Origin of the sequence: Cryobacterium sp. N19 (genome assembly GCF_002929595.1) — a bacterium.
In the GTDB taxonomy this organism is placed as follows: domain Bacteria; phylum Actinomycetota; class Actinomycetes; order Actinomycetales; family Microbacteriaceae; genus Cryobacterium; species Cryobacterium flavum.
In genome coordinates this window covers 131,753-145,926 of the sequence record NZ_PJJR01000053.1, presented here as the reverse complement: position 1 = coordinate 145,926, position 14,174 = coordinate 131,753, and the positions used below count along the sequence as shown (strand labels likewise).

The following is a 14,174-nucleotide window of genomic DNA, read 5'->3' as shown; positions in this document are numbered from 1 at the left end:
GGGCGACCAAGCGATGAAGGCTGCCGATCTTCCCTTACTCGGGTCGCTGTCACGCCCGACGATCCATCCCGATGGGTCGCGGGCGGTGTTCTCCCAGGTACACGCCGACTTTTCAGCGGATGATTACGTCGGCCAGCTCTTTACCGTCGCGCTGGCAGGGGAGCCGGCTCCGCGCCGCATCACGCGCGGCTTTCGTGACTCGGCGCCCCGGTTTTCTCCGGATGGCAGCCTAATCGGGTTTCTGCGCGCCGATGCCGGCGGCGCCGCGCAGCTGCACGTTGTTGATGCGGCCGGCGGCGAGCCCGTGGCGGTCACCGACGCGGTTCTCGGCGTGAGCGACTTTCGCTGGCATCCGGACGGTGACCGGATTGCCTTCCTGGCCCGGGTCCCCGAGCAGGGTCGTTATGGCACGGTTGCGGGTCTGTCGGCCGACTCGGAACCGGCCCGCCGCTTCGATACCCTGCGTTATCGTTCGAACGGCGTCGGCTACACCAGTGACCGTCGCGTACACGTGTTTCTCGCCGTCGTGCCCGATGTCTGGGGCGAACCGACCTCCGCCGTAGCGCCGTCCGTGACCGACGCACCGCAGGCGCCGTCCGGCAACCCGCCGGGTAGCGCGCCAACACCGGACCTTTTGGATCCGGCCAGCTTCGCGAGTGGAGTACCGGTCGCCCGCCAGCTGACCGAGGGAGACTTCGATCATTCCGGGCTGGCCTTCTCGCCCGACGGTTCCAGGCTCCTGACCATCTCGGCCCGTCAGGCCGAACGGTACACCGACCTCCGCAGTGAAGTGGTCGAACTCACACTCCGCGACAGCACCGATACCGCTTCAAACGGGACCATCGCGCCGCTTCGCACCTTCGTGCCTGCGGCCCAAAACCTCAGTATCTCGGCGCTGGCCTCTGCCGAGGACGGTACCCTCTGGCTGCTCGCAACCGACGTGGGTGCGAGCGGGCGAGACTTCGTCGGCCGGGTGACCGCTCTTTACCGAAGTGGTGTCTCGCTTGACGGTTCAGCACCCATTCGGGTGACCGACCCGAACCAGACCGACCAGGATCTGCTCGACCTCGATGCCACCGGGGGGATCTGTCCGTTGACGGACGGCTCCGTGCTCGTGCTCACGGGTCGTCGTGGCCGGGTCGAGCTGGTACGGGTGGAGCGCGAGGGGCGGGTGCAGTCACTCGACTGCGGAGCCACCGTCGCCGCCTCTATGGATGCCTGCGGCGACGCCGTCGTTGTCGCGGTGCAGTCCGCCCGCACGACAGGTGACCTCGTTCTCATCCACCCGGGCCTCACCGGCAGTCACGCTTCGGAGACCCCGCCGAAACGCCTCACCGATTTTTCCTTGGCCCTGCGCGCCACCGGACTGATCCCCGGAATCGAGCTCACGGTCACCGGACGAGACGGCTATCCGGTGCACGGCTGGGTGCACACTCCGGCAGGGCCGGGACCGCATCCGGTGCTTCTGACCATTCACGGAGGACCGTTCGCTCAATACACCGGTGCGCTCCTCGATGAGACCCAGGTCTACGTCGACGCGGGCTACGCGGTGGTTCTCTGCAACCCGCGCGGGTCATCCGGTTATGGCCAGGCCCACGGGCGCGCCATCCGCCAGCGCATGGGCACCCTCGACCTGGCCGACGTGCTGGACTTTCTCGCTGGCGCTCTCAGCGCCGAGCCCACCCTCGACGCCCACCGTGTCGGTATCATGGGTGGATCCTACGGCGGCTATCTGACCGCGTGGACGATCGCGCACGAGCACCGGTTCGCGGCGGCCATCGTGGAACGCGGCTTTCTGGATCCGCAAGGGTTCGTCGGGACGAGCGACATCGGCGACTTCTTCGGCGACGAATACGCCGGTACAGATGCCGCCCTGCTGCAGGCACAGAGCCCACAGTTTCTGGTCGGCCGGGTGACGACCCCGACCCTGGTGCTGCACTCAGCGCAGGACCTGCGCTGCCCGCTGTCGCAGGGCGAGCGCTACTACGCTGCGCTCAAACGTGGGGGAGTGGAGTCCGAACTGGTCGTTTTCCCGGGGGAGAACCACGACCTCAGCCGCACCGGTCACCCCCGCCACCGTTTGCAACGGTTCGAGATTATTCTGGACTGGTGGGCCCGACACCTGCCCAGTGCCACTAATCACAGGAGCAAAGATGAGCGAGACCCTCACCACGAACATCCCGTCAGCTGAACGCCAGGTCGCAGACAGCCATGACCTGATCCGCGTGCAGGGCGCCCGCGAAAACAATCTCAAGAATGTCAGCGTTCAGATTCCCAAGCGCCGGCTGACCCTGTTCACTGGCGTGTCCGGGTCCGGAAAGAGCTCCCTCGTGTTCGGCACCATCGCTGCCGAATCCCAGCGCATGATCAACGAGACCTACAGCACGTTCGTGCAGGGTTTCATGCCCACACTGGCCAGGCCGGATGTCGATATGCTCGACGGGCTGACGACGGCCATCATCGTCGACCAGGAGCGGATGGGCGCGAACGCGCGTTCTACCGTCGGCACGGCCACCGACGCGAACGCGCTGCTGCGCATCCTCTTCAGCCGCCTCGGTCAGCCGTACCTCGGCTCGCCGCAGGCCTACTCGTTCAACGTCGCCTCGATCAGCGGAGCGGGCGCGGTCTCGATCGAACGCGGCGGAACGACCGTGAAGGAACGCCGCACCTTCAGCATCACCGGGGGCATGTGTTCCCGCTGCGAGGGGCGGGGTTCGGTCACCGACATCGACCTGACCGCGCTTTACGACGAGCGCAAGTCCATCAACGGTGGCGCCCTGAGTATCCCCGGGTACAGCATGGACGGCTGGTACGGTCGCATTTTCAACGATTGTGGCTTCTTCGACGCCGACAAGCCGATCAGGGATTTCACCAAGAAGGAACTGGCCGACCTTCTGCACAAGGGGCCGACCAAGATCAAAATCGAGGGAATCAACCTCACCTACGAAGGCCTGATTCCGAAGATCCAGAAATCGATGCTCAGCAAGGACGTCGACACCCTGCAGCCGCATATTCGCGCGTTTGTCGAGCGGGCGGTCACGTTCACGGTCTGCCCCGACTGCACCGGCACCCGACTCAATGAGGGTGCCCGGTCGTCGCAAATCAACGAGATCAGCATTGCGGATGCCTGTGCCATGCAGATCAGCGACCTCGCCGAATGGGTCACCGGCCTGAACGAATCGTCCGTTGCGCCCCTGCTCACGGCCTTGCGGCTGCTGTTGGACTCCTTTGTGCAGATCGGGCTGGGGTATCTGTCCCTCGACCGTGCTTCCGGCACTCTCTCCGGCGGTGAGTCGCAGCGCACAAAGATGATCCGTCACCTCGGATCCTCGCTCACCGACGTCACCTATGTCTTTGACGAACCGACCATCGGGCTGCACCCACACGATATCCAGCGTATGAACACGCTGTTGATGCAGCTGCGCGACAAGGGCAATACCGTGCTCGTTGTCGAGCACAAGCCGGAGATGATCCAGATCGCCGACCACATCATCGATCTCGGCCCCGGCGCGGGAACGAACGGCGGCGAGGTGGTCTTCGAGGGTTCCCTCGCCGGGCTTCGTAGTAGCGGCACGCTGACCGGTCGGCACCTGGATGATCGCGCGACCGTGAAACCGAGCGTGCGTGCACCCACGGGTGTCCTGCCAGTGCGCGGTGCGAGCGCACACAACCTGACCAACGTCGACGTCGATATCCCGTTGGGCGTGCTGACGGTGCTGACCGGCGTCGCCGGGTCGGGGAAAAGCTCACTGGTCACCGGCTCAGTCTCGTGGCGGGACGGCGTGGTATCAGTCGACCAGGGTGCGATCAAGGGATCCAGGCGCAGCAACCCCGCAACCTACACGGGCATGCTCGAGCCGATCCGCAAGGCGTTCGCGAAGGTTAACGGGGTGAAACCGGCCCTGTTCAGTTCTAATTCCGAGGGCGCCTGCCCGAGCTGCAACGGCGCCGGCGTCATCTACACCGACCTTGGAATCATGGCCGGCGTCGCTATTCCCTGCGAGGTCTGCGAGGGGAAGCGGTTCCAGGCATCCGTTTTGGACTTCCACCTGAATGGACGCGACATCAGCGAGGTGCTGGCGATGTCGGTGACCGAAGCCGAGGAGTTCTTCGGAGCGGGGGAGTCTCGAATTCCGGCCGCTCATGCCATTCTGGTGCGCCTGTCCGATGTGGGGCTCGGCTATCTCCGACTCGGCCAGCCGTTGCCGACGCTGTCAGGCGGTGAGCGCCAGCGGCTCAAACTCGCCACCCAGATGGCCGACAAGGGTGAGGTGTACGTTCTGGATGAGCCGACCGCCGGTCTGCACCTTGCCGACGTGGAGAATCTGCTCGGCCTGCTGGACCGGCTCGTCGACTCGGGCAAGTCGGTCATCGTGATTGAACACCATCAGGCGGTGATGGCGCACGCCGACTGGATCATCGACCTGGGTCCAGGGGCCGGCCACGACGGCGGCCGAATCGTCTTTGAGGGAACGCCGGCCGACCTCGTGGCCAGTCGAGCCACACTCACCGGCCAACACCTCGCGGCCTACGTCGACGCCTGACCCGGCAGCCGGTTACGCGAGCAACTCAACCAGAGTCGCTCGCGCACCGACGGTGTGCAGCAACTCGAGCGCCCGGTCGTAGGCCCGGGCAAACGTCGGTTCGTCGACGAGGTCGCCGAACCGGTCGCGGTCCTGCAGGAAGGAATGCCGGTCGGCGGCGAATCCGGCGGCGTTCTGCATGACGGGATATTTGAGACGGTCGGCGACGTCGATGGGCTGGCCCAGCTCATCCGTGCCCTCGGCGTAGCGGACCCAGTTCGCCACGATGGCCGCCGACAGGGCCATCGAACGCCCGGCCGCGAGTTCGTCGACGATCACCGGCACGAGCCACTTGGGAATTCGGTCGGAGGATTCGTTGCAGAGCCTGGCGACGGTGTCGCGCACGCTCGGGTTGGAGAAGCGCGCGATGAGCTCGCTCTTGTACGCATCGAGGTCGATGCCGGGCACCGGCTTGAGTGTGGGGGAGGCCTCCTCGTCCATGTAGGCCCGAAGGAACGCGGCGTTCAGCGGATGGACCGCGGCATCGCGCACGAGCCGGTATCCCATCAAATGTGCGAGATAGCACAGGCCCTGGTGGCTGGCATACAACAACCGTAGTTTCATCAGCTCGTAGGGCTCGACATCGGCGACGAGCTGGGTGCGCAATCGTTCGTAGGGCGGGCGTGCGTCAGCGAAGGAGTCCTGCAATACCCACTGGAAGATGGGTTCGCAGACCACGGGCCAGGCGTCGCACACGCAGATGGTATCGGCGACCAGGGCGCGGTCGGCATCCGTGGTTCGGGGGTGATGCGGTCGACCATGCTGTTCGTACCCACCCGGTCAGGCGAGTTCTCTGCGACTCCTGGCTGCTTCAAGCCGGGTTCAGGCCGGGTGGAAGCTGCGGACGGCGCATCAGGCACCCCTCTCGGAAGCCCGGGCCCATGACCGATAATGCACATTATGTCAATACCGAGGTATGACAGCGAGCCCGGGGCGTGAAATTCACATCGCCGAGATTCTTGATGATATTCCCAACGATGCAGGAGCTTTACAACCCTCTGAGGTGGCGGTGTTCGGCATGACGCCGACGAGGAGACTTCCAGCAGCGAAGTTTTGATGCGAACAAAATCACACGGACCTTGCAAGCAATCGGCGCGTCGGGGGCCTCCTCCGCCTTCGCGAGTCCATACGTTGAGCGTATTGCGAAATACGCACGCTGCGCCCTGAACAAGCCGCAGCTTTTTCGATGTTGGGGCCGTGTCGTGCGCACTGTGTTAACCGTTTCCCGTCCCGTTTGCCGAGGCGGTGTTCCGGGTAGTGCCGAACGGTCTCACGGATCAGCCACCAGGTTTCGGCCTCTGGACTCTCACGCTCCTCCTGGTCGGATTCAATGAAGAACTCATCAGCCGTGGAGTCGTGCTCAGTCGGTTGAGCCGAAGCTTCACCGCCATTCCTGCCGTTGCGGTAACAGCAGCGCTATTCGGGTTGCAACACCTGTCCGCCTTCGCCACCACGGACAGGGAAACGTACGACGTCCTGACGAACGTGCTCGCCTCAGCGACCTACGGCTTCGCTCTCGCCGCGTTTCAATACCGCTTCTCGTGGATCTGGCCGCTGATAGTCATTCACGGACTCGCGGATTTCACGTCGATCCTCGCGCGCACTTCTTACGGCGATCTCGTCGTGGCCGTCACGTGTGTGATCTTTGTGATTTACGGGCTTGCCGCACTGCGGCACATCGCCCGGCGCGCAGCACGCGCCCGGTTTAGGTTGCCCCGTGAGCCGAGCGGACAAGCATCTGCAATGGCGCCGTATTCACGGCCTGCGACAGCCGGTCAGGGCTGTGCCGCGAAGGGGCTCCGAGACCAGAATGACTCGCACCCAGCCATCTAACTGACACCGGCGCTCGGCTACAAGTGTTCCAAGCGACGCCGCGAAAAGTGGTCAACGTCAGCACCTTCAACTTGCGATCTCGCAGCACGCTCACCAGCGATATCGGAGAGCCGCGCCCCACCCGCTTATTTCCCGAAAGCTGCTGCGCTGATTGCCTCATCGGCAGCGACGCTCTCCCTAGCAACGTGTAAACGCGTGCCCTGCTGGGCGCCCAATCTCCTGAGCCTGAAGACATCGTTGACAGTCGCTACCGGTGCATGTTTTCAGCTGACACCGAGCGAGATCAGAGGGACGAAACGGGAGCGCCCGCTAGTGGGACCTCCTACGGACGCTCCCCCGAAAGTTGGCGGTTCTGACCGTGCTGGGAGGCGGCGGCGCCCGTTTGACTGTCCCGAAATTATGCCCAATGACCGGGCGTCAACCGTAACAGCCCTTTGCCCTAAATGAGGTAGCGGCGAAATTCCGGCCATCTCTGCCTCACTTTAGATGAGACGGGGCAACCCAGATCGATGAGAGGTCCGGAATATAGGATTTTTCCCCTACTCCGGTCCGCCTGACGCACAGAAAGCGTTCCCTTCCAAAAGTAATAGACCGGGGTGTTGTTCTGGCCCGTCTGCACCCAGACTGGAGGTATGAAGACAATGACGTTACCGAATACACACTTCGAGGTCTCCAACATCATTCTGGGGCTGATGCGGATCGTTCCCCTGGCCGACGAAGAGATCCGATCCTTGGTTGGAGCGTCCAGAGAGGCCGGCATAAATTTCTTTGATCACGCCGACGTGTACGGCAGCGAACCCCACGAATGTGAGCGGCGTTTTGGCGACGCCGTATCGTTTTCGGCAGAAGATCGGGCACGTGTCGCTATCCAGTCAAAGGTCGGCATTCGATCGGGCTTCTGGGACTTCTCCAGGGAGCACATCCTTCGATCGGTCGACGAGTCGCTCACGGCGTTGAAGACCGATTACCTCGACATGCTGCTGCTGCACCGCCCTGACGCCCTGGTGGAACCCGACGAGGTCGCGGAGGCGTTCAACATTTTGCACAACGCGGGAAAAGTACTCAATTTCGGCGTCTCCAATCACACTCCGGGACAGGTAGGGCTATTGAAAAGCTCGGTGGCCCAGCCGCTCATCGTCAACCAGGTGCAGTTGAGCATCACGCATGCGCCCCTGATTGCCGCCGGCGTCTCGGCCAACATGGCTGGCCTGGACCAGTCCATCGACCGGGACAACGGCATTCTCGATTACTGCCGACTGAACAACATCACCCTGCAGGCATGGTCGCCGTTCCAGAAGGGTTTCTTCGACGGTATTTTCCTGAACGATCGAGAAAACTATGCCGCGTTGAACAACGTCATCGAGGACCTTGCTCGAACCTACGATGCTCCCCCGGCTGCCATCGCCGTAGCCTGGATCACTCGTCATCCCGCCCACATGCAGGTTGTACTCGGCACGACCAGCGTTCACCATCTGATCGATTCGGCCGCGGGGTCTGATATCGCCCTCACGCGCGAAGAGTGGTACCGACTCTTCACGGCCGCTGGACATATCTTGCCGTAGTCAGGCACCTTAAACTCTTGGCGGTAATGGATGGACGTATCACTCGGTCTTCTCACTCTCGTCGTTGTCGTCTGCGCGGCCAGCGCACTCGCTAGACGCTTGAACCTGTCTGTTCCACTGCTGCTCGTTGTGGTCGGTGTCATCGGTTCATATCTGCCGTTTATTCCAGCGGTGAAGTTGGATCCGGAACTGGTGTTGGTGGGAATTCTTCCTCCACTGCTGTACGCGGCCGCTATCCGTACCTCCCTGGTTGAATTTCGCACGAACCTGCGGTCTATCGGCCTGCTGTCGGTCGGATATGTCATTTTTGGCACCGTGGCGATCGGCTTGATCGTCTGGTCGTTGATCCCAGAAATTCCCGTGGCTGCTGCATTTGCCCTGGGTGCGGTGGTGGCTCCGCCGGATGCAGTCGCGGCGACCACGATCGCGCGCCGAGTCGGGCTCCCGCGGCGGGTTGTGAGCCTTTTGGAGGGTGAGTCGCTGGTCAATGATGCGACCGCGCTGGTGCTTCTTCGCACGGCGATCGTCGCCATTGGCGGGAGCGTCACCGTCTGGCAAGTGGCGTCAGACCTCGCTTTTGCTGCCGGTGGGGCTGTAGTGATCGGCTTGGTCGCGGCGTGGCTCCTGCTGCAGATCCGAAAACGGGTTCGCAACGTGGCCATAAACACGTCTATGTCTCTTGCAGCCCCGTTTGTGGCCTATATTCCTGCTGAGGGAGTCAACGCATCTGGCGTGTTGGCTGTCGTTGTCGCCGGCCTCGTGATCGGTACAAGAACGCCAGCTATGCCGGGCGGCGCGTCGCGATTGAGCCAGCGCAGCAACTGGGCGACGGCGCAGTTTCTGCTCGAGAACTCCGTTTTTCTTCTGATCGGATTACAGGTACGGTCGATCATTGAGGCGACCTCAGGCGACTCGCTCGGTGCCGGGCGTATCTGGGGTGCTTGCGCTGTCATCCTCGTTGCGGTTCTCCTGTTGCGCCCGATTTGGGTGTTCCCAGCGATTTATCTCCCTCGGCTGATACCCAAAATTCGACAGGTCGACCCCGCACCGCCCTGGCAGTTGCCCACCATCGTGTCGTGGGCTGGCATGCGCGGTGTCGTCACCCTGGCTGCGGTGTTCGCCCTACCGGAAGGCGTCGCCCACCGTCCAGTCCTCGTTCTCGCCGCCCTAGGAGTGGTGGCCGGAACCCTGGTTGTGCAGGGCCTGAGCTTGCCGCGGCTCGTTCGCCTGCTGGGGGTACGTGGTCCTGATACCAAAGCGGATGCGCTCAGCCAGGCTGCGCTAATGGATCAGGCCACCGCTGCGGGAATAGAAAACTTGCGGCGGCACACTCGGCCCGACGATCCGCCTGAGGTGCTCGACATGCTCGAACGCCGCACCCAGGAACGCAACCGGGCGGCCTGGGAACGCCTCGGACGATCGGAGTTCGCGGACCGCACTCCCAGTAAACGCTACGTACAGTTGCGGCTGGCTATGCTCGATGCGGAGCGCGCCCGGGTTCTGAAACTGCGCCGCTCGGGAGAATACGCCCACGAGGTAATCAGCGAAGTGCTTGAGATGCTCGATGTTGAAGAATCTATGTTGGACACCTCGCCTGACGACGCGGGCAGCACCTTCAGTGCCGAAGCTCCTGCCGCGATCCGGCCCGACACCGCTGGAGTCCCCCTGGGCGCCGGCGGCTGCGAGCATTTACGGGCCATCGGTGAGCATCCAGTGCCACCGGACTCGGAATGCTACGACTGTGTACGCGAAGGCACTACCCCGGTACACCTTCGGATGTGCCTACTGTGCGGCAAGGTGGGGTGCTGCGATTCATCCGTCGGTCAGCACGCGACCAGGCATTTCCAAGAGTCCGGCCACCCCATCATGTGCAGCGCCGAGCCGAGGGAATTGTGGCGTTGGTGTTACGTTGACGAGCTCCTCGGTTAGCGCGAGCTCGTCGACGCGCCTCGAGATGTGTCCCCGAGGGTTGTAGCCTCGGTAGGGGCGTGCACGAGCTTGAGGCCGACGACGCAGCCGATGAGCCCGACAAGCAAAGCGATCTACAGCCAGAAAATGCTGGTGTCCCGCTGACCATCGCCCCGATCACCGTTAGAGGTGCGCCGATGCCAACCCCGACGGCATAGCCTCCCCAATTAGGATTTCGCGCATTGCCCCGGCCAGGCCTCCCATGCTCAGCGCGAGCCCTGCACCGAAAATGACGGTCGGCCACAATTTGGTGAAACCCACGGACCTGCCGAGCGCGGTCGTCCAGACGGCCTCCAGCACTCCGGACGCGATAAGTACGATCCACGACATGACTGTCACTCCTCGGCCAGTCTTGTCGTGCTCCGGGGCTGATCCACCGTCCGGGGTCGCATTCCACGGCCTCCTCGACTATGAGCAGACCCACTGGGCACCCCCGTGCACACAGGCCAGACCCGCGAATGCGGAAGCATCCACTCAGCGCCACTTCGCCCTGACGACTTAGGCGTGCGAGTGGTGAATCACCATTCCGAATTCATTGACCGGCTCGAAAGCGTCTCGGTCCCAGGCTCCGGGGTGCGGAACCGGGCAGTCGACCACGGTATTTCGCGATGAATGGTCGATGGCGTGTTCTCGCATGGCGTGTGAGCAGATCGGGCATGACCGAAAATCGGTCGCGTCCCACTGTTCCGGGCCTCGTGGGGTCTTCCTGTCCTGAATCATGCCATTACGATACGCCGAATTGGACAATTAGGCACGTAACCGCTCTGCGACTTTGCGGCAAACCTCTGGAGTCTGGCCTACTCTTCCCCGAAACCTGATTCCAACAGTTCTGCGAGGGCGGTGATCGCCGGGCCGGCCGACTGGTCAGTCGACGACAGCTGCACGCTGCTTCCCCGAGCCAGACCGAGCGACATGATGCTCAGCAGGCTGCTGGCGTCCGTGCCGTTCACGGTGATCGGAACCGAGAACGTGCTCACCAGATTCACGAATTCTGCGGCGGGTCGTGCATGCAATCCGTCTTTGTTGACGAGGATCACGGTGCGCGAGACCCCGGCCGCTGCGGGCTGTTCAGCGGCCGTTGGGGCGCTACTCGACGGGTGCAGCGCTGACTGCGCGGCCGCCACGACCGCATCGAGGTCTCCCCCGATCTCTGCGGCCACGGCTGCGGCCACCCCGCCCTCGACCAGCGGCGCGTCCACAATTCGCACCTGGTTTTGCTCGGCATCGTCAAGAAAATCACGCGCGGTTTCCGCGGTCAGAATCGCCGAACCCAGATCACACAGAATCACCACGCCGACGCCGCCGTTCGCCGCGGTGATGCCGTCGCTGATCTTCTCAAAGCTGGTACCGATCCCCCCGGTATCCGTTCCTCCCGCAGCGACCAGTTGCACCGTCGGCGCCATCTGACGCGCAAGTTCAACCAGCCCCGCCGCGATTTTCTCGCTGTGCGAGACAAAAACCAGGCCAACGCGGTCAGCGGATACCGCCGCGCTCACTCGCGGACCATCACGCGGTCGCCAGCACGTCGAAAGCGGCGCGGAGCAGCAGCGACGTCGACTGAGAACCCGGATCCCGGTGGCCGATCGCCCGCTCACCGAGATAGCTCGCCCGTCCCTTGCGTGCCACCAACGGCTCGGTGGCTTGCGCGCCGCGCGCTGCGGCATCCGCTGCGGCCAGCAAGACGACGTCGACGCCGGTACCGGCCGCTTGCGCAGACAACGCCGCGTTCACGGCCGGTGTCCAGGCGTCGATCATGGTCTTGTCGCCCTCATCCGCTTTGCCACGCAGCACGATGCCGTCGCGGGCTGCAGCCAGAAGGGAAACCAGAGCGGCCGCATCCACCCACTCGGCGTCCCCGACAGCACCGGAGGCCTTCAGAAAAGCCGTGCCGTACAACGGACCGGCAGCACCGCCAACCGTTGAGATCAACGTCGTGGCGACCAGTTTCAGCACCGCTCCGGGCGTTGTCTCGTCGGGCAGAGCGTCGAGCTTCGGCAGGATCGCCTGAAAACCGCGATCCATATTCTCACCGTGATCGCCATCGCCGATTTCCCGGTCGAGGGTATTCAGGGCGGCACGGTTGGCCGCGAGCACCTCAGCGCTCCGGCGAATCCAGCGCACAGTCCAGGCGGTGTCCAGCGTTGGCGCGGCGTCAGCGAAAACGGAGTCTGGTTGATCGTTCAGGGTCATCGAATCTCCTTCTACCGTCCCCACCGTAGCGCCGCAGTCTGCACCGGGGCGTCCCACAGCCCCGTGAGCTCGTCGTCGAGTTTCAGAACGGAGATGGACGTTCCCGCCATCTCGAGGCTGGTCGTGTAGTTGCCGACGAGGCTCCGGGTGACCGTGATTCCCTTCTCTTTGAGCACTTCGGCGGCCCGGCGGAAGACGATGTAGAGCTCGATCTGCGGTGTACCGCCCATGCCGTTGACGAACAGGAGTACTTCGTCGCCGCTTACAAAGGGCAGGTCTTCAAGGATCGGGCCGAGCAGCCGGTCCACGATCGCGTCGGCGGGCTCGAGCTTGATCCGCTCCCGCCCCGGCTCGCCGTGAATTCCAATGCCGATCTCGATCTCATCGTCGGCGAGCACGAAACTCGGCTCCCCGGCGTGCGGCACCACACAGGGAGTGAGCGCGACTCCCATTGTGCGCACGCGGGAATTCACCTTTTCGGCGACGGTAACCACGGCATCGAGGTCATCGCCGCGTTCGGCGGCGGCCCCGGTGATCTTCTCGACCAGAACCGTGCCCGCCACGCCCCGGCGACCTGCCGTGTAGAGCGAGTCCTTGACGGCGACATCGTCGTTAATGATGACCGCGCGCACGTCGATACCCTCAGCGGATGCCAGATCGGCCGCCGTCTCAAAGTTCAACACGTCCCCGGTGTAGTTTTTCACGATGTGCAGCACGCCGGCGCCGCCATCGACGGCCTGGGTTGCCGCGAGGATCGGGTCGGGAGTCGGTGAGGTGAAAACAGCTCCGGGCACCGCGGCATCCAGCATGCCGTAGCCGACGAAACCGCCGTGCAGCGGTTCGTGCCCGCTTCCACCACCGCTGACGATTCCCACCTTTCCCTGCACCGGGGCATCGTTACGCACAATGTAGACCGGATCGTGCGAGATACGCACAATGTCACCGTGCGCCGCCTCGAATCCGGCGACGGCGTCGTTGACCACGTTCTTGGGATCGTTGATGAGCTTCTTCATGACCATCCATTCACTCGGTGATGCCACGGTTCGACAGAGAGAGGACCACGGCAAGGCCCGGGCAGCACCGCCCGGGGCAGCCGTCTTCCAAAAATTACCATACGCGCTGAAACCACGCCCGGAAAGGGGCCCAATGAACCCCGCCAGCCCATTCCCCTCCACGACACCGCGCGCTATGTTATTGCCAACCGCTCGCCGCAGAGGGGCAGCTTCGGCGTCCCCGACCTGATCAGAAAGGTTCTCGTGGAAAATATCGGAGCTGTATTCGTCTCGGAGGTCGTGGGCACTGCAATGCTGGTTCTCCTCGGAACCGGCGTCGTCGCCAACGTCGCCCTGGCCAAGAATAAGGGCCTTGGCGGTGGGTTCCTTATGGTGACCATCGGCTGGGGCTTCGCAGTGTTTGCCGGAGTCGTGGTCGCCTACCGTTCGGGGGCACACCTCAACCCCGCCGTTACCCTGGGGCTCGTCGCCAACGGAGCCAAGGAATTCGGGATGGGAGTCCCCGTCAACGTGGTGTCCGTGCTCGCGTATATCGGGGCGCAGCTGATTGGAGCCATCCTGGGCGCTGTCGCCTGCTGGCTCGCCTACAAGCAGCACTTCGACGCCGAACCCGACCCGGCCAACAAGCTCGGGGTATTCTCCACCGGACCAGCCATCCGCTCCTACGGCTGGAACCTCGTCACGGAAATCATCGGCACGTTCGTGCTGGTCTTCGTCGTCATCGCCTTCGGTGGAGACCGGCAGGGCGCCAACGGCGGTCTGGCGTCTCTCGGAGCGCTTCCCGTGGCCCTGTTGGTCATCGTCATCGGTACCTCGCTCGGTGGGCCCACCGGGTACGCCATCAACCCGGCCCGTGACCTTGGTCCGCGCATCGCGCACTTCATCTTGCCGATCAAGGGCAAGGGCAGCTCCGACTGGGCCTACTCCTGGGTACCCGTAGTCGGGCCCGTCATCGGCGGTCTGCTCGCCGGCTGGGTGGCTATCCCGCTCCTTCCCCTGCTCACCTGACCTGAACAAACGGGCCG

Annotated in this window: 10 protein-coding genes and 1 pseudogene; 6 read left to right on the top strand and 5 right to left on the bottom strand. The window is 63.6% G+C overall.

The window, feature by feature from the left end; genetic code table 11:
* Window positions 1–13: 13 nt before the first annotated feature.
* Window positions 14–2,191, top strand: a complete 2,178-nt coding sequence (locus tag CXY78_RS16500) for a S9 family peptidase (protein WP_104090291.1) — start codon at window positions 14–16, stop codon at window positions 2,189–2,191.
* Window positions 2,154–4,544 carry an excinuclease ABC subunit UvrA gene (locus CXY78_RS16495; RefSeq protein ID WP_104090289.1) on the top strand — a complete coding sequence of 797 codons (2,391 nt, stop codon included), beginning with the start codon at window positions 2,154–2,156 and terminating at the stop codon, window positions 4,542–4,544. The genes CXY78_RS16500 and CXY78_RS16495 overlap by 38 nt, the downstream gene beginning before the upstream one ends.
* Window positions 4,545–4,556: 12 nt before the next feature.
* Here the strand turns inward: CXY78_RS16495 and CXY78_RS16490 are convergent, their stop codons facing one another.
* Window positions 4,557–5,279: a hypothetical protein gene (locus tag CXY78_RS16490; RefSeq protein ID WP_369827334.1), complete on the bottom strand. Its 723-nt coding sequence runs from the start codon at window positions 5,277–5,279 to the stop codon at window positions 4,557–4,559.
* 561 nt (window positions 5,280–5,840) lie between these two features.
* Here CXY78_RS16490 and CXY78_RS16485 point away from each other — a divergent pair.
* From CXY78_RS16485 to CXY78_RS16475, 3 genes are all read left to right on the top strand, one after another.
* Complete coding sequence (locus CXY78_RS16485) at window positions 5,841–6,416, top strand: CPBP family intramembrane glutamic endopeptidase (RefSeq protein ID WP_158253338.1); 576 nt, start codon at window positions 5,841–5,843, stop codon at window positions 6,414–6,416.
* A 632-nt stretch (window positions 6,417–7,048) separates the two neighbouring features.
* Window positions 7,049–7,978, top strand: a complete 930-nt coding sequence (locus CXY78_RS16480; protein ID WP_104090286.1) for an aldo/keto reductase family oxidoreductase — start codon at window positions 7,049–7,051, stop codon at window positions 7,976–7,978.
* 30 nt (window positions 7,979–8,008) lie between these two features.
* Window positions 8,009–9,907 (top strand): Na+/H+ antiporter, encoded by a 1,899-nt coding sequence (locus CXY78_RS16475; protein ID WP_104090284.1) that lies wholly within the window; start codon window positions 8,009–8,011, stop codon window positions 9,905–9,907.
* Here the strand turns inward: CXY78_RS16475 and CXY78_RS16470 are convergent.
* The 4 genes and pseudogenes from CXY78_RS16470 to dhaK form a co-directional block, all read right to left on the bottom strand.
* Window positions 9,904–10,276, bottom strand: a pseudogene (locus CXY78_RS16470) (multidrug efflux SMR transporter). The gene CXY78_RS16475 and the pseudogene CXY78_RS16470 sit on opposite strands and share 4 nt — an antisense overlap.
* A gap of 467 nt (window positions 10,277–10,743) precedes the next feature.
* Window positions 10,744–11,442 (bottom strand): dihydroxyacetone kinase phosphoryl donor subunit DhaM, encoded by a 699-nt coding sequence (gene dhaM, locus CXY78_RS16465; RefSeq protein ID WP_233206220.1) that lies wholly within the window; start codon window positions 11,440–11,442, stop codon window positions 10,744–10,746.
* 10 nt (window positions 11,443–11,452) lie between these two features.
* A complete protein-coding gene (gene dhaL / locus CXY78_RS21765; RefSeq protein WP_092340168.1) occupies window positions 11,453–12,136 on the bottom strand; it encodes a dihydroxyacetone kinase subunit DhaL in 684 nt (227 codons plus the stop codon).
* Between the two features lie 11 nt (window positions 12,137–12,147).
* Window positions 12,148–13,149 (bottom strand): dihydroxyacetone kinase subunit DhaK, encoded by a 1,002-nt coding sequence (dhaK, locus tag CXY78_RS16455; RefSeq protein WP_092340221.1) that lies wholly within the window; start codon window positions 13,147–13,149, stop codon window positions 12,148–12,150.
* 243 nt (window positions 13,150–13,392) lie between these two features.
* Here dhaK and CXY78_RS16450 point away from each other — a divergent pair, with 243 nt between their 5' ends.
* Entirely contained in the window at window positions 13,393–14,157 is a 765-nt protein-coding gene (locus CXY78_RS16450) for an MIP/aquaporin family protein (RefSeq protein WP_092340169.1), read from the top strand.
* Window positions 14,158–14,174 lie beyond the last annotated feature (17 nt).

Coding starts and splice junctions, on each gene's coding strand:
- CXY78_RS16500 (WP_104090291.1), top strand. CDS start 14: ATGAAGGCTGCCGATCTTCCCTTACTCGGGTCGCTGTCACGCCCGACG.
- CXY78_RS16495 (WP_104090289.1), top strand. CDS start 2,154: ATGAGCGAGACCCTCACCACGAACATCCCGTCAGCTGAACGCCAGGTC.
- CXY78_RS16480 (WP_104090286.1), top strand. CDS start 7,049: ATGAAGACAATGACGTTACCGAATACACACTTCGAGGTCTCCAACATC.
- CXY78_RS16475 (WP_104090284.1), top strand. CDS start 8,009: ATGGACGTATCACTCGGTCTTCTCACTCTCGTCGTTGTCGTCTGCGCG.
- dhaL (WP_092340168.1), bottom strand. CDS start 12,136: ATGACCCTGAACGATCAACCAGACTCCGTTTTCGCTGACGCCGCGCCA.
- dhaK (WP_092340221.1), bottom strand. CDS start 13,149: ATGAAGAAGCTCATCAACGATCCCAAGAACGTGGTCAACGACGCCGTC.